Genomic DNA, 18292 nt, shown 5'->3' with positions numbered 1-18292 from the left:
CAATGTGTTCAAGCATAAATAAATATTTCTCATGTATCAAAACACACATTTATTAAACTGTAAATATAACAACGCCCGATAGTGCGCAGAAGGAGCATATATGAAAACCCTTACCAAAACGGCATTGGCGGTAGCGGTATTGCTGGGCATCTCGTACGGAGGTGCCAAATGGCTTGTGCACAGCCGCAGCAGCCAAGACGCCGCGGTTGTTCAGGCAAATAAAGATTTAATCAGGCACGGCGAATACGTTGCCCGTTTGTCGGACTGCTTTGCCTGCCACACCGCACCCAAAGGCAAACCCTATGCGGGCGGTTTGGCGATGCAAACGCCTTTGGGCGCGGTGTACAGCACCAATATCACGCCGGATAAAGAAAGTGGCATCGGCAATTATACTTACGCCCAATTCAAAAACGCCGTGCAGCACGGCATCCGTTCAGACGGCACACCGCTGTATCCCGCCATGCCTTATCCGTCTTATGCGATTATGCCCGACGACGATATGCGCGCAATGTATGCTTATTTTATGCACGGAGTGGAGCCGGTATCCCAAAAAAATGCCGACAGCACCCTGCCGCCCGTATTGAATTGGCGCTGGCCTCTCGCGTATTGGCAAGCGATGTTTGCACCGCAGCGGCAGTTTGAAGCCGACCGCCGTTTTGATGCCCGCATCAACCGCGGCAAATATCTAGTCGAAGGCCCCGGACACTGCGGCGCCTGCCATACGCCCCGCGGCGTGGCTTATCAGGAAAAAGCCTTGAGCGACGATAAACGCCATTTCTTGAGCGGTGCCGTGATTGATGGCTGGCGTGCGAAAAGCCTACGCGGCGAAGAACGCGGCTTAGGCACATGGAGCGAAGCCGAGTTGCAGGATTTCTTTGCCAGCGGCCGCAACGACACCACCGCTGCATTCGGCGCTATGGCCGAAGTGGTCGAACACAGCACGCAATATTGGACGGACGAAGACTTGAAAGCCATGTCGGCTTATTTGAAAACCCTGTCCGCATCGCCCGATAAAGCACAAGGGCTGCCCAAACGTGAAGACACGACCACAGCCATGCTGAAAAGCGGCAAATACAACAGCCGCGGTGCCATGCTGTATGCCGAACACTGTATCGCCTGCCACCGTGCCGACGGCAACGGCATGGCGCGCATTTTCCCAGCGTTGAATAAAAACAGCGCGGTTTACGCCAACAACGCCCAATCCGTGATTCAAGTGACGCTCGAAGGCGGGCGCACGCCGCACACCAAGCACGACACTATGGCGTTTACCATGCCCAGATTCAGGCACTTGAGCGACGAAGACATCGCCGAAGTCGTGAATTTCGTCCGCAACAGCTGGCACAACCAAGCTCCGGAAGTCAAAGCGGGCGACATTGCCGAAATCCGCCGTTTTGTCAACACCAAAGCACCCAACATCGTGCCTCAAACCGCATCGGGAGACCATCATGAATAAAACACTCGCTTTATTGGGCATGACCGTCGGCGCGGCTCTTTTCGGATTGGCAGGCTGCAACGAGAGGCCGTCTGAAAAAACAGCCGAACACCCCTACACCTATCCGATTGTAACCGGCAAGGGCGACCAGAAAAAAGTAGTCGGCCAATACACCGTACCGGCCGACAGCGACATCGAAAAAGAGCCGAATGCCGAGCAAATCCGCTACGGCCAACGCTTGATGAACGAAACCCCGCGCCTGCTTCCCGAGCATGTCGGCAGCAAAATGAACTGCAGCAGCTGCCACATCGCACAAGGCAAAGTGCCGGGCGGCAACCCCTACATCAACACCTACAACCGCTACCCCCGCGTGATGCCCCGCCCGGGTAAAGAAATCGACTTGGTCGGCCGCATCAACGGCTGCTTCCAACGCTCCATGAACGGCAAACCGCTGCCGAAAGACAGCGAAGCCATGCAGGCGATGGTGGCCTGTATCAAATGGGTCGGACAAGGCGTACCCAAAGGCCGGCAAGTGGATATCGTAAACGCCGTGAAGATAGACACCAACCTCGTGCCCAATCCCGAACGCGGCAAAAAACTGTATGCCCAACATTGCGCCGCATGCCACGGCAGCAACGGCGAAGGTAAAAAAGACGGCACCGGCGTCTATGCCTTCCCGCCGCTGTGGGGCGACGAATCCTTCAATATCGGCGCAGGCATGGCGCGCACCTACAAAGCCGCGGCCTTCATCAAAGCCGCCATGCCCATGGGCGCACAAATGCACGGCATGTGGGGCGAAGGCAAAGTCTTGACCGACCAAGAAGCCGTGGACATCGCCGAATATTTCACCCACCAACCGCGCCCGGACTTTGCCGGCAAGGTTAAAGACTGGCCCAACGGCGACAAACCGAAAGACGCACGGTATTGAGTTAGATATTTCTGAACAACTTGTTTAGTAAACGTACCGCCATGCCCGAGTGAAGTTTTGGGTGTGGCGGTTTGTTTTTGGGAAGGCTGGTGTTAAAAACCGCTAAATGGCAACATAGTTTTAGCTAACCATAGTTTGGCTTGTTGGATTGCTCGACGTAGCGTAAACAAGCATTCATGTAGTTGATATTTATTGGTCAAGTACACATAATAACCTAGGTAATTATTGGTGAAATATTCGTAACCACTTACGGAGCCAATTCTTTTGCCTGCAGTAAAAGGTAATGCGTGAAAGTAGACTGTTTTTTCTATGATTTAGTTTAGATTGAAGTATTCAAGCGGTAAAAAGAATTGAATAAGTCTCTATTTTTTATGGAGAATATAATGAATTGGGTTGATCGGGGAATGCAAAAAGCAATTTTAGAATCATTAATGGAGTTTTATGGACAGTCAATTTCACAAATGGAATTAGGTAAATTTATGTGGCCAGAAAAGCAAATGAATTTTGCTATTCAAATGAATGAAAAGCAGGCTCAGATTCTAGGAGTTATTCAAGATGATCCCGATGAATTTGCAGATAAATTCATAAAGAATATCCTTTATCTGACACAACATGGATTAATTGAAACCGAGATAAATGGATTTGATAGTTGGATGCTGTATATTCAAATAACTCATAAAGGAATAGATTTCTTGCAACAAGATGGTGGCCTTTCCGCTATTCTCGGTGTTGTAACCGTCAAATTACATAGCGACACTATTCAAGAATTGCTCGCAGCCAAAATTGACCAAGCTGATATTACTGAAGCGGAAAAAGGCCGTCTGAAAACGGAGTTGGGCAAAATTAAAGATGCTGCATTAGGCAAATTAACTGAAAATGCCATTGATGCTCTTCCTGCTGCTTCTTTGGTTACACTATTAAAAACAACTTTGGGTCTTTAACCAAACTTTTTTCTACTTCGACGCTAAACGGCTCCAATACTTCCGCAAAAGTAATCAAATGTTGGGTTGGCAGTTTTTGATTCGAGCCGAAGGTAAGTAAACTCTCACTAAATATAAAAGGCCGACTGAAAAACATTTTCAGACGGCCTTTAGTCTTCATACGATAAAGCCGAATCGGCAGCAGATATTAGTTCGGTGTAATCACTTTCACGCCGTCGCGGGTGCCGAGTACCAAAACATCGGCGGCGTTGTGGCCGAACAAGCCGTTTTCCACCACGCCGGGAATTTTATTGATTTCGTCTTCCATAGTCACCGGCAGATTGATGTTCAAGCCGTGTACGTCAACGATTTGGTGGCCGTTAAACGTGATGAAGCCCATACGCAATTCGGGTTGGCCGCCCAAAGCCACCAGTTTGCGCGAAACCATGGAGCGGGCCATCGGAATCACTTCTACGGGCAGCGGGAATTTGCCCAAGCGCGAAACGTATTTGCTTTCGTCGGCGATGCACACGAATTTGTCGGCAATGCTGGCCACGATTTTTTCGTTTAAGTGCGCGCCGCCGCCGCCTTTGATCATTTGGAGCGAGTGGTTGATTTCGTCGGCACCGTCGATATACACGGTAAGGTGCGAAACTTCGTTCATTTGCACTTCGGGGATTCCATAGCGCGCCAACAGTTCGGAAGTGGCTTTAGAGGTAGAAACCGCGCCTTTGATTTTTTTGCCGCTGTTACCCAGGGCTTCGATAAACAGGTTAACGGTAGAGCCGGTGCCGATGCCGATGTATTCGTTTTCGGGTACAAACTCTACCGCTTTTTCTGCCGCAATGCGTTTCAATTCATCTTGTGATGCCATGTTTTCTCTCTCCATAAAATAAACGGGAATAAACAAATTGCAAACGGGGGTATAGTAACAGCTTTCTGCGGGATATGCAGTATTCAGACGGCCTGCAACAGCACGGCGGCTTGGGCTTCGATGCCTTCTTGTCTGCCGAGATAGCCGAGCTTTTCGTTGGTTTTGCCTTTGATGTTGACGGCTTGTTCGGGCAATCCCAAATCGGCGGCGATATTGGCGCGCATGGCGGGGATGTGCGGGGCGAGCTTGGGCTGCTGGGCGATGATGGTGGTATCGACATTCACTACGCGCCAACCGGCTGCCTGTACGCTTTTATAGGCTTCGCGCAGCAGTACGCGGCTGTCGGCATCTTTGAATTCGGCGGCGGTGTCGGGAAAATGGCTGCCGATGTCGCCCAAACCTGCCGCGCCCAACAGGGCATCGGTTAGGGCGTGGAGCAGGGCGTCGGCGTCGGAGTGGCCGAGCAGGCCTTTGTGGAAGGGAATGGTCACGCCGCCGAGAATCAGCGGGCGGCCTTCAACGAGTTGGTGAACGTCATAACCTTGTCCTACACGGATATTCATAATGGTCCTTCAAAAACGGAATAATGGTTTTGGCAAAGCGTTTAGGTTCGCTTTCAGACGGCCTTCCGGCAGGTTGTTAATTGAATCTGTCGCGAGGCCGTCTGAACAGGGATAAATGGGAAGTTGCCGGTTAGTATGTGGTGTTTTCCGCTTTGCTCTGCTGCGGTCAGGTCGGTATTGTACACAAAAAGGTTTGAGGCCGTCTGAATATGCTTAACCGTACACTCAAAGCGGGTTTTTAAAGTATCGGAATGTTTGCAATAAAAAAGACCGACTCCTATTGTTGAGTGGGAGTCGGTCTTTGCAAGCCGCTTGATTAAACTGCCGCATTTGCAGCGATCAATTTATTTTCAGACGGCCTGTTTGGTTTTTGGGCGGTGCCAAATCACACCACCACTTCTTCTTTTTGTTTTTGTTGTTTGGCTAAATTGTCACGGTTAAGGCCGAACATCAGCAGCAACGGGCTGGCAACCAATACCGAAGAATAAATGCCGAATACGATACCGATGGTTAAGGCCAAAGAGAAGCCGTGCAAAGCTGCACCGCCGAAAATCAACATGGAAAGCACCATGGCTTCGGTAGAACCGTGCGTAATGGCGGTGCGGCTCATGGTTGCGGTAATCGCATTGTCGATGATTTGCGGAACGGTTTTATTGCGCATGTGAGGCTTGCGGAAGTTTTCGCGGATACGGTCGAATACCACAACCGACTCGTTCACCGAGTAGCCCAATACGGCCAGAATACCGGCAAGCACGGTGAGGGAAAACTCCCATTGGAACAGGGAGAAAAATCCCAAAATAATGATAACGTCGTGCATATTGGCAATAATCGCCGCTACCGCAAAGCGCCATTCGAAACGCACGGAGAGGTAAATAATGATGCCGACAATCACCATGCCCAATGCCAGCAGGCCGTTATTGACCAACTCTTCACCCACTTGCGGGCCGATAAATTCGACTTGGCGCAGCGTAATCGTATCCGAGCTATCCTGTTTCAATAAGTCCATTACATTGTTGGAGAGCTGTGCCGAAGGCACGCCTTCTTTGTTGGGCAGGCGGATCATAATGTGTTTGTTGGTGCCGAGTGCCTGCACTTGAATGTCGCCGAGCTTGAGCGTATCAAGGCGTTGGCGAACCTTGTTGACATCGGCACCTTGCTGGTATTGAACTTCCATTACCGTACCGCCGGTAAATTCCACTGAAAAATTCAAACCTTTGGTAACAAGAAAAAATACGGCAGCAATAAAGGTAACCAACGAGATAAAAGTCGTCAGCTTGCCGTAACTCATAAACGGAATATCGCGTTTGATTTTAAATAATTCCATATTGTTTACTCCTTAGCGGCCGTTTCGGTATTGGGTTTCCATACGGAACCGATGGAAATGTGTTGCAGTTTGCGGCGGCCGCCATACCAAAGGTTAACCATCGCACGGGATACGACAACCGAAGAATACATCGACGTAAGAATGCCCAAGCAGTGCACGACGGCAAAGCCGCGAACCGGCCCCGAGCCGAAAATCAGCAGGGCGATACCGGCAATTAACGAGGTGATATTGGAATCGACAATCGTTGCCCAAGCGTGTTGGTAGCCTAAATTGATGGCCTGTTGGGGCGGCACGCCTGCACGCAGCTCCTCACGGATACGTTCGTTAATCAATACGTTGGAGTCGATCGCCATACCGAGGGTTAAGGCCAAGGCTGCAATGCCCGGTAGGGTTAAAGTGGCTTGGAGAGCCGATAAAATGGCAATCAGGAACAGAATATTGCTGGAAAGCGCGATAACGGAGAACACACCGAACAAGCGGTAGTAAAGAATCATAAACACCGCAACGGCTGCAAAACCCCACAAGGTCGAATTAAAGCCTTTTTCAATGTTTTCTTTACCCAAAGAAGGGCCGATGGTACGTTCTTCCACGATTTCCATAGGTGCGGCCAAAGAGCCGGCGCGCAGCAGAAGAGAGGTATCGTTGGCTTCTGCCGTCGACATGCTGCCGGAAATCTGTACGCGGCCGCCCGTAATGGCGGAGCGGATAACGGGCGCGGTAACCACTTCGGCTTTGCCTTGGTCAATCAAAACCATTGCCATGCGTTTGTTCACGTTTTGCGCGGTTAAATCTGCAAAAATGCTGCCGCCTGCGCTGTCCAAATTGATGTTGACGGCAGGTGCGCCTTTATCGTCGAAACCGGGTTGCGCATCGTTGATGTTGTCACCCGTAAGCTCCACCTGTTTGTTCACAAGAGTAGGCTGGGGGTGTTCGCCGGCGGTGTAAAGCAATTCGTAGCCGCTCGGCACGTTGCCCGATAAGGCCGCCTGAACTTGTGCCGGATCATCGGAAACCATACGCACTTCCAAAGTGGCGGTACGGCCGATAATGTCTTTGGCTTTGGCGGTATCCTGAACGCCGGGCAGCTGTACTACGATGCGCTCGGCACCTGCCTGCTGGATAACAGGCTCGGCCACACCCAGTTCGTTTACGCGGTTGTGTAAAGTGGCGATATTTTGTTTGAGTGCGTCGGTGCGTACTTTGTTTACTGCTTCTTCTGAAAGGGTAAGCACCAGTTCGTTACCTTGGGGAGTCAGCGTGGCTTCAGGAAAAAAGCTTTGCAGTTGGGCGAGTGCTTTTTGCAGATCTGAAGCATCTTGAAACGGTACGGTCAGGCTGTTTTCAACTTGGCGGATGGTGCCGGTGCGGATTTTTTGACGGCGCAGTTCGCGGCGGATGTCGCCGGCGTAGCGGTCAAAGGTTTTCTGCATGGCGGCTTTCATATCCACCTGCATGGTGAAATGCACACCGCCGCGTAAGTCTAAGCCCAAAAACATGGGATTGGCATTGATTTTAGACATCCATTCGGGGCTGTCGGCCAACAGGTTGAGTGCGGTGATATAACCGTCGCCCAATGTTTTTTCAATCACATCGCGTGCTTTGAGCTGGGTTTCGGTGTCTTTAAAACGTACTTTCAGTGAGTTTCCCGCAATAAACATTCCGTCGGTAGCAATGTTGGCCGTCTGAAGGGCGGAGGCTACGCGTGCTTCGGTTTGCTCGTTGATAACGATAGACTGGCGGTTGGTTGAGATTTGCACTGCGGGCGTTTCGCCAAACAGATTGGGCAAGGTGTAAACAATGCCCAAAATAATGGTGAAGGCAATCAGCAGGTATTTCCAAAGCGGATAACGGTTCATGATTAAACCTTTATTTTATAAATACAAACAGCCGCAGCAGGATGCGGCGGCTCTTGGGGCTGAATAAATTAGGCTACTTTGCTGGCAACGGCGTTGCGTTCTACTTCTACTTCTACGCCGCGGGCGATTTCAACAGTGAAAAACTGCTCGCCCACTCTTTTTACCGTGCCTTTGAAGCCGGAGGCCAGCAACACTTTATCACCCACTTTCAATTCGGCAATCATGGCTTGATGGGCCTTAAATTTCTTTTGCTGCGGGCGCATGATTAAGAAGTAAAACACCACGATAATCAGAATCAACGGTGCAAACTGCATTAAAACGCTGGGTTGTGCGGCATCGGCGGCATAAGCGAAATCGATCATAGTTTTCCATTCCTTTTTTGATGGGGCGGCAAATGATTTGGATTGCCGTCTTAAATAAGCTATTCTAAAGGGCAGGGCGGATTTTTCCAAGAAATTTCCGTATCGGTTAACCATATTTAGCATAAGCCGTTTAAATATAGCGGCTTTCGGGGTGTGCAAATCTGAAGATGGGCACAGAAAACGGCAATGAACAAAGTAGTGCGCTATATGCGTTTGCAGTTACGCCGCCTGCTCGGGCGGCAGGCAAGAGCGGCTTGGATAAGCCATCCTGTGTTTTTACGTTACGGGTGCGGAAAGGGGCATCCTGAATCAGCGGATCGGATTAAAGCGATTGAAGCAGAAGTAAAAAAGCAGGGGTTTTGGGATGTGTTCCGGCATGCTGATGCGTGTGAGGTATCCGACAGCCAGCTGGCTTTGGTGCATCCGCGCAAATATCTGCGTTTTTTGGAATCGGTACAGCCGCAACCGGGCAAAATCTACCGCATTGATGATGATACGGTGATGGGCAGTGAATCGCTGGCTGCGGCACGTTATGCGGCCGGTGCGGTGGTTTCGGCGGTGGAAATGGTGATGAAGGGGGATGCTTACCATGCTTTTTGTGCCATCCGCCCGCCGGGGCATCATGCCAAAAGCGATCAGGCAGGGGGGTTTTGCCTGATCAACAATGTTGCCGTAGGCGTGATGCATGCGATTGCGCGTTTTCGGGTGCAAAGGGTGGCGGTTATTGATTTCGACGTTCATCACGGCGACGGAACGGCAGAAATTTTTAAAGACGACCCCCGCGTTCTTTTTCTCAATAGCTATGAGCAGGATTTGTTTCCGTTTCCCCAACAGCAGGATACGGAAAAAGCTTCGGCTTACGCCGTTAACCTTGCCTTTGCGCCAAACAGCGGCAGCCGTGATTTTAGAGAAGCCGTGCGCGAACAATGGTTGCCCAAGCTGTCGGCTTTCAAGCCTGAGCTGGTTTTACTCTCAGCCGGATTTGACGGCCACAAATCAGATGAAACAGGCCGTTTGAATCTTCATGAGGCCGATTATGCTTGGTTAACGCACAAGATTATTCAGACGGCCTCAAGCTGCAAAGGTAAAATCGTTTCTGTTTTGGAAGGCGGCTATACTTTGGAGAGTTTGGCAAAATCATCCGCCGCGCATGTGTATGTTTTGGCCGGTCTCGGCAAACCGGAATGCGCTGTGATTTATGATAAGTTTTTGAAGATGGAAACAGGGTTGCAAAGGTAAAACCCTGCAATCTGCGCAGGTGGCGGATTGCAGGGTTTTTCAGACGGCCTTATGGGTTAGGGCGACAATCTTTCTTTCAGCCATGTTCCGTTTTCCAGCCGGTATTGGATGCGGTCGTGCAGACGACTGGGGCGGCCTTGCCAAAATTCGACACGGTCGGGAATCACCACATAACCTCCCCAATGCGGGGGTCTCGGCACATGCAGCGGGTGTTTTACGCCAACGGCTGCCGCGCGTGCAACCAAAATCGATTTGCCTGAAATCACTTGGCTTTGTTCGCTTGCCCATGCGCCGATGCGGCTGGTGTAGGGTCTGCTTTCAAAATATTCGTCGGATGCGGCGGCATCCAATTGCTCGACCCGGCCTTCAATGCGCACTTGGCGTTCCAGTTCGGGCCAAAAGAAAGTGAGTGCGGCAAAAGGGTTGGCTTCGAGTGCCCTTCCTTTTCTGCTGTGGTAATTGGTAAAAAATACAAAACCTTCGGCGTTCACTTCTTTTAACAGCACCTGTCTGCTCTGCGGCCTGCCGTCTGAACCGACGGTGGCGATATTCATGGCGGTGGGTTCGTTGGCTTCGGCTTTTATGGCTTCGTTCAGCCAGCGTTCAAATTGTGCAAGAGGGCTGGCATCGCAATCGGTTTCGGAAAGCTCTTGTTTGCTGTAATCTTCACGGATATGGTGTAAGTCCATCTTTTGGTCTGCTTAAAATATGGTTTACGGGATAAAGATTTAGATGAGGCCGTCTGAAAAAAATTCAGACGGCCTGTATCTTTGTTTATTGCGGTTGCACGATAAACGGCATATCGACTTTTTCCCATTGCTCGCTTTCGTAGTCCAACGCGCCGGCAATCAGGGGATGTTCGTCGAGCCATTGTTTGTTGATGCGCAGGGTGAAGCCTTTACCGTTATCGTTGCTGCGCAATTGGGTGTGCAAAGGCAGTTCGAGCGGCAGCCGGTTGCGGCAGAACAATGCGCCCAAGCGCAGCGATAAAATAGCAAACCACATCATTTTGTCTTCCACCAAAGGAATCATCTTACGCACGTCGCCGCGGTGGCCGAGCACCAGCAGCGACAAAATATTCTGTTCTTTGCGCGAAAAACCGGGCATATCGGCATTTTCGAGAATGTAGGCAGAATGTTTGTGGTAGCCGGTATGGGCAATATCTATGCCGATTTCGTGAAGCATGCCCGCCCAGTTGATGTATTGTTTCCAATATGCCAATTCCTGTACGGGGGTGTTTTGGGTATGGCAGATGCTTTCCATAATTTTTTGTGCCGCAGCAGCAACGCGCGAAGCTTGGTTTTTGCTGACATGGTAGCGTTTTTGGAACTCGGCCGTGGTTTGGTCGCGCATGTCTTCGTTTAACTGGCGGCCGATCAAATCGTAAAACACACCGTCGCGCAAAGCCGCTTCGGTTACGGTCATTTTTTCGATACCGAGTTCTTCAAAAGCTGCCATCATAACGGCGAGTCCGCCGGCAAAAACTTCTACGCGCTCTGGCTTCATGCCCTCGAAGCGTGCTTTTTTCACACTGCCCGCGCTCACGATTCTATCAGCCAGCTTTTTCATGCCTGCGTAGGTAATATCGGCTTCTTGAGGGTTTTCGGCCGCAATAACATCGCGGATAGACTTGGCGGAACCGGATGTGCCGACGGCAAAATCCCAGCCGGTGCGTTTCATCAACTTGCTGATACGTTGGATTTCGTTGCGGGCGGCGGTGATGGCCGCCTGAAAGTCTTTGTGGCTGATTTTGTTTTGGAAAAAACGTATGCTGTAAGTGACGCAGCCCAAGGCCAAACTTTCGGTAAGCGTGGGTTGCAAATCGGAACCGATTACAAATTCTGTCGAACCGCCGCCGATATCGATTACCAGCATTTTGTCGCCGTTGGGCGGTAAGGTGTGTACCACGCCGGTGTAAATCAAGCGGGCTTCTTCACGTCCGGCAATCACTTCGATGGGAAAGCCCAATGCGGCCTCTGCTTTGGGAATAAAGGCATCAATGTTTTTGGCCACGCGGAAAGTATTGGTTGCCACGGCACGCACCTGTTCAGGTTCGAAACCTTTTAAACGCTCGCCGAATTTTGCCAAGCATTCCAAAGCGCGTTCCTGAGAAGCTTGGTCGAGATTTTTCTGGCTGTCTAAGCCTGCGGCAAAGCGAACCATTTGTTTCAATGAATCAATTACTTTGAGCTGGCCGTTGTTGATTTCGCAGATTTGCAGGCGGAAGCTGTTGGAGCCTAAGTCCACCGAGGCGAGTACATTGGGGGTGGTCATATCGGAAGAAAAGGGTAGAAAGATTAAGAAGTGCAAATGTTACCGTGTGCAACTTGGGCTGTCATCTGTGTATCAAATAAGTATTTGTAACTTATTAATTAAATTATAAGTGCATGGTTTGATTTGCTTGGTTTTGCTTTTAAAACGCCGTAGTAGTGAAAGTTAAGACGATTGACTGCGGCGCTTATTTTGCAGATGTAGTGCCTTGTAAAAAAGCACATGAACCCCATTTTTGTTTCCATTCACTTACTTCAACGAGCGATAACATGAATCTCTCAGACCATTTTCTGGTAGCCATGCCGTCAATGGACGATCCGTTTTTTGAAGGCAGCGTTGTGTATTTGTGCCAGCATAACGAAGAAGGCGCAATGGGCATTGTCATCAACAAACCTTCTCCGGTAACGATGGATCTGATTTTTGCCGCCGCCGATACCAATATTCCCGAGCGTTTTCAAAACGAATGGGTAATGATGGGCGGGCCGGTGCAAATCGACCGTGGCTATGTGGTGCACACTCCGGTAGGCAATTGGCAAAACAGCCTGATTGTGAATAATCAGGTTGCACTCACTACTTCCCGCGACATCATCGAAAACCTTGCACAGCCCGATGCTGTGGACAAAGCTGTGGTAAGCATAGGCTATGCCAGCTGGGAAGCCGGCCAACTGGAGCAAGAACTGGCGGAAAACGCATGGCTGACCGTTCCGGCAGATACCCGTATTCTGTTTGACCTGCCGTATGCCGAACGCTATGAAGCCGCATTTGCCAAAGTAGGCATTAATCCTAATTTGATCATGAACGGTGCCGGTCATGCTTAAAGCGCCGAACGGCACAACGCTGGCGTTTGATTTCGGCGAAACGCGCATCGGTGTGGCAGAGGGAGATGCCGAAGTCGGTACTGCGCACCCGATCAGCACGGTTACGGGGGAAAGCAATGATGCCAAGTTCGCTGCCATTGCCAAGCTGATTAAAGAATGGCAGCCCAAGCATTTGGTGGTCGGTCTGCCTGTTTATAACGACGGCACCGAACACGAGCTTACCCGCCTAAGCCGTAAATTCGGCCGCAGATTGCACGGGCGCTTCAATTTGCCTGTTTATTGGGTGGACGAGCGCATGTCGTCGCTCTATGCCGAAAGCCTGTTGGCCGAAGCGCAGGTGTTCGGCAGAAAACAGAAACAAGTGCTTGACCAAGTGGCGGCGCAAGCCATTTTGCAGGGCTTTTTCGAAGGTGGGGCGGTGGAATACTTTAATGGGCAGGAAGAAGGCACAGAGGCCGTCTGAAAACGGGTTTATGTTATTTTTCAGACGGCTTGTGTGAAATCGAATAAAGCAACATCTTCTTGGCCCATAATTTGCTACACTTATTTTTTATTCCAACACAAGAAAGAACACATCATGGCTTTAATGGATTCATTGATTAATGCGGCCGCATCGGCCATCGGCGGCAGCAACCAGCAAAATACCGCCGTTCAAATGGCTTTGGATTTGGTGCGTCAAAGCGGCGGCGTCGGCAACCTGATTAACCAGTTGCAGCAGGGCGGTTTGGGCAGCGCATTGGAAAGCTGGATTTCCAACGGAAGCAATGAAAGCGTATCAGGCAACGACCTGCAATCTGCTTTAGGCAGCGGGCTGATTGAGCAAATTGCTTCGAAATTCGGCATGAACGGCAGCCAGGCCAGCGATTTGTTGGCGCAATATTTGCCGAATTTGGTTGACAGTGCCACGCCCAACGGTTCTGCCCAAGATGCCGACGGCTTTGGTTTGGATGATTTGGCTGCTTTGGTGTTGAAAAATTTGATTAAATAATTCCAATGATAAAGCTGATTGTCGGCCGGCAATGAACGTCAAAATTGTAAAAATCCGGATCGGCTCGGATGATTGGGCGGATTTCATTAAAAAACACTTGGTGTCGATAACCAAGTGTTTTTTATTAGTAGTTTAATGGATAGTTATTCAATTTTCCGAAACGGCTGATCACACTTGCTTCGTTTAAACGGTTGGTTACAGTCAATCAGCTTAATTTTGATGTAAGGCAGCAAGCCGCATGGAGTAAAGGTGTAGCAACGTCGCGGCAAAATTTAGGTTGATTGACGATACACCAAAAGCGTGTTCAGACGGCCTTCATAACTGGTTTTCCAGTTTTCTAATAGCACAGCTTAAATCATGGCACGCGCTAGAATATTCCGGTTGCTTTGCTATACAATAAACGCTTTCTTTTTTTCTGATGATGAAAATACGATGACCACACCTGCTATCGAACACGTTCAAGCCATTGCTTTTGATTTGGACGGCACGCTTTGCGATTCCGTGCCGGATTTGGCCGCAGCCGCCAATGCTACCCGCGAGCATATGGGCCTGCAGCCCTTACCCGTTGACGTAGTAGAAAGCTATGTAGGCGACGGCTTGGCAAACCTTGTTCACCGGGTACTGACAGATAGCCGCGACGGCATGGCGGAGCAGGAAGAATGGGAAAAAGCGTTTACTTTTTACATCCGCTATTACCGCGACCATTTAAGCGACCATACCCGCGCGTATCCGGAAACCGAGGCCGGACTGGGTTTGCTCAAAACTTTAGGTATTCCGTTAGTGGTTATTACCAATAAAAACGAAATTCTGGCGGCAGAGTTGCTGAAACAGCTCGGTCTTGCTGATTATTTCAGCCTGATCTTAGGCGGCGATAGCTTGCCCGAGAAAAAACCCAGCCCCATACCTTTGCTGCATGCCGCCGAAGTGCTGAATATCGATCCGGCCAATATGATGATGGTGGGTGATTCGCAGAATGATATTCTGGCCGCCAAAGCGGCGGGCTGCTTGAGTGTGGGCGTAACGTTCGGCTACGGCGACATGACCATGCTGTCGCAAGACGCTGCCACCAAGCCCGACTGGATTATCGGCTCGCTGCCTGAAATTTTTGAAAACCTGCAACCGCAGAAAGAACAAGAAGAAGCATAATACTGAGGCCGTCTGAAAACTGTTCAGACGGCCTCATCCGTATATTCCCGTTTCCTCATGAAACACGATGCCGATGAAACCGCAAAAATCCCTACGCGCCCGAGCTTTAGATATACTTGCGCGACAAGAAATCAGTCGCGCCGAACTCAAGCGCAAGCTTGCGCCGTATGCCGAGCATGAAAACGAGTTGGACAAGCTTTTAGACGAATTTGCCGATCGCCATTGGCAATCAGACCAACGCTTTGCAGAAGCCTATATCCACAGCAAAAGCAGGCAACACGGCACACTGCGTTTGAAACAAGCATTGCAAGCCAAAGGCGTGGATGAAGAAACCGTGCGTGAATTTCTGCCTTCGCGCGAAAGCGAGTTGGATACCGCAATGGCTGTGTTAAAGAAGAAATTCAAACAACCTGCCGCAGATATGAAAGAAAAACAAAAACAGATCCGTTTTCTTGCTTATCGGGGTTTTGATATGGATACGATTCAGACGGCCTTGAAAAACTGCCGTTATGACGATGAATAAAAAAACCTTTGCTAACCGAAGAGTTATGCAAAGGTTTTGATGCCTGTTTCCTTGCTTGAAACATAAGCGGGGAAACAGGTTTTTTATTTCCGTTAACCGTAACGGCGTTGGAACTCTTTCATAAAGTCAATCAGTGCTTCCACGCCTTGCAGGGTCATGGCGTTGTAGATGCTGGCGCGCATACCGCCCATCGATTTATAGCCGCGCAGCAGTTGCAGGCCGCGGGTGGTGGATTCTTGGGCGAAGAGCTCGTCTAAATCTTTATCACCGGTGGTGAAAATCACGTTCATTTTAGAGCGTGCGCCGGGATGGACATTGTTGATATAGAAGCCGCCGCTGTTGTCGATGGCTTCGTAAAGCGTTTTGGCTTTCAATGTGTTGATGGTTTCCATCTGTGCCACGCCGCCTTGCGATTGCAGCCAGCGGAACACCAAGCCGGAAATGTAAATCGGATAAGTGGCCGGCGTGTTGTACATGCCTTGTTTTTCAATGTGCGATTTGTAGTTCCAAACATCTGGAATACGGTCGGAACAGCGTTCCAGCAGGTCTTCGCGAATAATCACGATGGTTGCGCCCGAAGGGCCGATGTTTTTTTGAGCGCCCGCATAAATCACGCCGAAATCGCTTACGTTGATTTTTCGCGAAAGAATTTCGCTCGACATATCGCAAATCAAAGGCGGCATGCCGTCTTCCAGTTTAGGCACTTCGCGGTATTGCAGGCCGTGTACGGTTTCGTTGATCACAAAATGTACAAACGCGGAGTTTTTATCGATATCCCAAGAGCTGACGGGCGGCAGATTGGTGTAGTTGAACTGTTTGCCGCCGTCGGCAGCCAAGTGGATTTCGACATCGGAAAGTTTGCCCATTTGAGAGTGGGCAATCGCCGACCAGTTGCCGGTTACCACAGAATCAACCCGTTTGAAACCGTTGGCGAAATTCATCACCACCATATTGAATTGCGAACTTGCTCCGCCTTGCAAAAACAGAACCTTATAGTTGTCGGGTATATCCATCAGCTGGCGCAAATCCTGCTCGGCGTGATAGAGAATGCTCATAAATACGTCGGAGCGGTGGCTCATGGTCATAACAGAAAAGCCCGTTCCGTTGTAGTCGAACATTTCGCTTTGAGCGGTGCGTAATACGGATTCGGGCAAGATGGCAGGGCCGGCTGAAAAATTGTAAATCGGTGTGGGTAGCATGGTGGTTGTGCCTTTTAATCGAAACAAACCCTGTTTGCAGGGCGGTGTTGTTTGAAAACATACATTTGAAAACATACATAAGTTAACGCTGGATTCTAGTCCCGCCACTTGCTTTCCGCAAGGCACAAAACCACTTTTTTGAAGATATTTTTCAGACGGCCTTGTAGTGGATATTTTTAAAAATGATGTATTTCAGATGATTTCAAATTATTTTTAACTGCTATTTCCATTTATTTTAGTGATAAACCCTAGTTTAATGGCTGTGCCTGTGTTTTGCTCATGTTGGCTCCAGCCGTCAAACACGCCTTCATTATTTCGGCAATTCATGAATATCTTATTTTGCTGAGAAGCTCATCAATATTGGCTTCGGTTTGCGAGGCCACTTCTTCTATGCTGATGCCGCGCAAACCGGCTGTGATTTCCGCTATTTCGCGTACGTTTACGGGCTTATTCACCTTGTTTTTCAACATAAACGGGCTGTCGGTTTCCAAAACAATGTTTTCCAATGGCAAGGTTGCGGCAGCTTCGCGGGCTTTTTTCGCGGTAGGATTCAGCAGCAGGGAACCTATTCCGATTTTGAAACCTGCCGAAATTAATGTTCTTGCTTCTTCCAAGCTCCCCGAGAAAGCGTGCGCAATACCGCCTTGGCAAAACCGGGCTTGTTTCACGGCATCTATCACGGCAGAAGTTGCTTTGAGGTTGTGTACGATCACCGGCCGGCGCAGTGCTTGTGCCAATTCAAGTTGCCGGATAAAGCAGCTTTTTTGTATGTGCCTCTGCGCTTCGGTTTGGTTTTTATCGTAAAAATCCAAACCTATCTCGCCGACCCAAGCCCGAGGATGTGCAATGAGCAGGGTTTCAAGCTCTGTGAAATCTTTTTCTCCAGCCGTTTCCGCATACCAGGGATGAATACCCAATCCGATGTGTATGGTTTGGTTGTTTTCCAAAGCCAGCACGTCGTGAAAATCACCGCGTTGTGTCGCCGGAACGATAAAACGGCACACCCGTGCTTTGTCCGCTTCTTCTATAACGTCGGATAAGTGTTGCCGTAATGCGGCATCGGCAAGATGGCAATGGCTGTCGGTAAGTGAAATCATATCAACGGTCTTTCAGAATCAAAGAGACAGGCCGGGGCAATGCAATAGGCTTGATCATGGTCTTTTGGTTATAATGCGGCGTTGTTTACATTTGATACGCGCATACATTATGCACCATTTTCCTACTGTTTCTTTCAAGCGCCGTATTGCAGCACTGCTTTACGAGGCTTTGCTCGTCGGAGCGGTGAGCATGGGTGCCGCTTTGGTGGCCGGAATGGCCGCAATGGCGCTTAACCCTGTTTCGCACATATTGTCCAGCTTGGCGGCAACGCTGATTCTGCTGGCAGTTTGGTGGCTCTATTTCAAAGCCAATTGGCATAAAAAAGGCCAAACACTGCCGATGAGGGTATGGAAAATCGGTTTGACCAATGCGGCGGGCAGCAGGCCGCCGCTGCCTCAGTTGCGTTTGCGCTTTATGTGGGCATGCGTGTTTATCGTGTTTATTCCGATGTTGGTTTATGCGGCCGTGCGCCATTTTAACGGTATCCCGCCCAAGCCGGCCTTTGGCGTTGCCTTGATTTGGTGGATTTTGCCGTGGGGCTTCGCTTTTCTCAATCCCGACCGGCAGTTCTTATACGATTTTCTTGCAGGAACAAGATTGGTTGATTTGAACGAGCAATCCTTCAAAGCAAATCAAAACAAGCCGTCTGAATAAATGTTTTTTCAGACGGCCGCTGCATAGTTTGCCTGCAAACGGCAGTTGATGTATCGAGATCTTTACTTGGGCTGCCTGATCAGTCTGAATCACGAAC

The 18292-nt window shown here is 49.9% G+C and carries 19 protein-coding genes; 10 read left to right on the top strand and 9 right to left on the bottom strand.

Translation table 11 applies throughout. From position 1 onward, the window contains the following. Positions 1-100 precede the first annotated feature (100 nt). From AKG43_RS08405 to AKG43_RS08395, 3 genes are all read left to right on the top strand, one after another. Positions 101-1453, top strand: coding sequence for a cytochrome c (locus AKG43_RS08405; protein WP_054600120.1), 1353 nt, complete (start codon positions 101-103; stop codon positions 1451-1453). After that, positions 1446-2360, top strand: coding sequence for a c-type cytochrome (locus tag AKG43_RS08400; RefSeq protein ID WP_054600119.1), 915 nt, complete (start codon positions 1446-1448; stop codon positions 2358-2360). The genes AKG43_RS08405 and AKG43_RS08400 overlap by 8 nt, the downstream gene beginning before the upstream one ends. A 383-nt stretch (positions 2361-2743) precedes the next feature. Further along, positions 2744-3301 (top strand): hypothetical protein, encoded by a 558-nt coding sequence (locus tag AKG43_RS08395; protein WP_054600130.1) that lies wholly within the window; start codon positions 2744-2746, stop codon positions 3299-3301. Positions 3302-3488: 187 nt separating this feature from the next. On the opposite strand, the gene rpiA is transcribed toward AKG43_RS08395, so the two are convergent. The 5 genes from rpiA to yajC form a co-directional block, all read right to left on the bottom strand. Beyond that, positions 3489-4154 carry a ribose-5-phosphate isomerase RpiA gene (rpiA, locus tag AKG43_RS08390; RefSeq protein ID WP_054600118.1) on the bottom strand — a complete coding sequence of 222 codons (666 nt, stop codon included), beginning with the start codon at positions 4152-4154 and terminating at the stop codon, positions 3489-3491. An 83-nt stretch (positions 4155-4237) separates the two neighbouring features. Next, positions 4238-4717 carry a 2-C-methyl-D-erythritol 2,4-cyclodiphosphate synthase gene (ispF, locus tag AKG43_RS08385; protein ID WP_054600117.1) on the bottom strand — a complete coding sequence of 160 codons (480 nt, stop codon included), beginning with the start codon at positions 4715-4717 and terminating at the stop codon, positions 4238-4240. A 385-nt stretch (positions 4718-5102) separates the two neighbouring features. Then, positions 5103-6041 (bottom strand): protein translocase subunit SecF, encoded by a 939-nt coding sequence (gene secF / locus AKG43_RS08380; RefSeq protein ID WP_054600116.1) that lies wholly within the window; start codon positions 6039-6041, stop codon positions 5103-5105. Positions 6042-6046: 5 nt separating this feature from the next. Continuing rightward, positions 6047-7897 carry a protein translocase subunit SecD gene (gene secD, locus AKG43_RS08375; protein WP_054600115.1) on the bottom strand — a complete coding sequence of 617 codons (1851 nt, stop codon included), beginning with the start codon at positions 7895-7897 and terminating at the stop codon, positions 6047-6049. A 68-nt stretch (positions 7898-7965) separates the two neighbouring features. Beyond that, entirely contained in the window at positions 7966-8259 is a 294-nt protein-coding gene (gene yajC, locus AKG43_RS08370; RefSeq protein ID WP_054600114.1) for a preprotein translocase subunit YajC, read from the bottom strand. 186 nt (positions 8260-8445) lie between these two features. On the opposite strand from yajC, the gene AKG43_RS08365 reads away from it, so the two are divergent. Beyond that, positions 8446-9498: a histone deacetylase family protein gene (locus tag AKG43_RS08365; protein ID WP_054600113.1), complete on the top strand. Its 1053-nt coding sequence runs from the start codon at positions 8446-8448 to the stop codon at positions 9496-9498. 56 nt (positions 9499-9554) lie between these two features. Here AKG43_RS08365 and pdxH read toward each other — a convergent pair whose 3' ends face one another. Together pdxH and ppx are read right to left on the bottom strand one after the other, a co-directional pair. After that, positions 9555-10187: a pyridoxamine 5'-phosphate oxidase gene (pdxH, locus tag AKG43_RS08360; RefSeq protein WP_054600112.1), complete on the bottom strand. Its 633-nt coding sequence runs from the start codon at positions 10185-10187 to the stop codon at positions 9555-9557. A gap of 85 nt (positions 10188-10272) precedes the next feature. Beyond that, a complete protein-coding gene (ppx, locus tag AKG43_RS08355) occupies positions 10273-11772 on the bottom strand; it encodes an exopolyphosphatase (protein WP_054600111.1) in 1500 nt (499 codons plus the stop codon). A gap of 266 nt (positions 11773-12038) precedes the next feature. On the opposite strand from ppx, the gene AKG43_RS08350 reads away from it, so the two are divergent. The 5 genes from AKG43_RS08350 (at position 12039) to recX (ending at position 15244) form a co-directional block, all read left to right on the top strand. Further along, the gene (locus AKG43_RS08350) at positions 12039-12587 is read left to right on the top strand and encodes a YqgE/AlgH family protein (RefSeq protein WP_054600110.1); all 549 of its coding nucleotides are present in this window, start codon (positions 12039-12041) and stop codon (positions 12585-12587) included. Next, on the top strand, positions 12580-13050 hold the full coding sequence (gene ruvX / locus AKG43_RS08345; RefSeq protein WP_054600109.1) for a Holliday junction resolvase RuvX: 471 nt from the start codon (positions 12580-12582) through the stop codon (positions 13048-13050). The genes AKG43_RS08350 and ruvX overlap by 8 nt, the downstream gene beginning before the upstream one ends. Before the next feature lie 114 nt (positions 13051-13164). Beyond that, complete coding sequence (locus AKG43_RS08340) at positions 13165-13575, top strand: YidB family protein (RefSeq protein ID WP_054600108.1); 411 nt, start codon at positions 13165-13167, stop codon at positions 13573-13575. Positions 13576-14007: 432 nt separating this feature from the next. Then, complete coding sequence (locus AKG43_RS08335) at positions 14008-14721, top strand: phosphoglycolate phosphatase (protein WP_054600107.1); 714 nt, start codon at positions 14008-14010, stop codon at positions 14719-14721. 73 nt (positions 14722-14794) lie between these two features. Further along, complete coding sequence (gene recX / locus AKG43_RS08330) at positions 14795-15244, top strand: recombination regulator RecX (protein WP_054600106.1); 450 nt, start codon at positions 14795-14797, stop codon at positions 15242-15244. 92 nt (positions 15245-15336) lie between these two features. On the opposite strand, the gene serC is transcribed toward recX, so the two are convergent. Together serC and AKG43_RS08320 are read right to left on the bottom strand one after the other, a co-directional pair. Continuing rightward, entirely contained in the window at positions 15337-16443 is a 1107-nt protein-coding gene (gene serC, locus AKG43_RS08325) for a phosphoserine transaminase (RefSeq protein WP_054600105.1), read from the bottom strand. A gap of 323 nt (positions 16444-16766) precedes the next feature. Further along, a complete protein-coding gene (locus AKG43_RS08320) occupies positions 16767-17537 on the bottom strand; it encodes a TatD family hydrolase (protein WP_054600129.1) in 771 nt (256 codons plus the stop codon). 112 nt (positions 17538-17649) lie between these two features. Between AKG43_RS08320 and AKG43_RS08315 the strand changes: the two genes are divergently transcribed. Next, the gene (locus AKG43_RS08315) at positions 17650-18195 is read left to right on the top strand and encodes an RDD family protein (RefSeq protein WP_054600104.1); all 546 of its coding nucleotides are present in this window, start codon (positions 17650-17652) and stop codon (positions 18193-18195) included. Positions 18196-18292 lie beyond the last annotated feature (97 nt).

The organism is Neisseria sp. 74A18 (assembly GCF_001308005.1).
GTDB lineage: Bacteria > Pseudomonadota > Gammaproteobacteria > Burkholderiales > Neisseriaceae > Neisseria > Neisseria dumasiana.
Note: the sequence above shows the minus strand (reverse complement) of the source record. Positions and strands in the feature narration are given on the sequence as shown.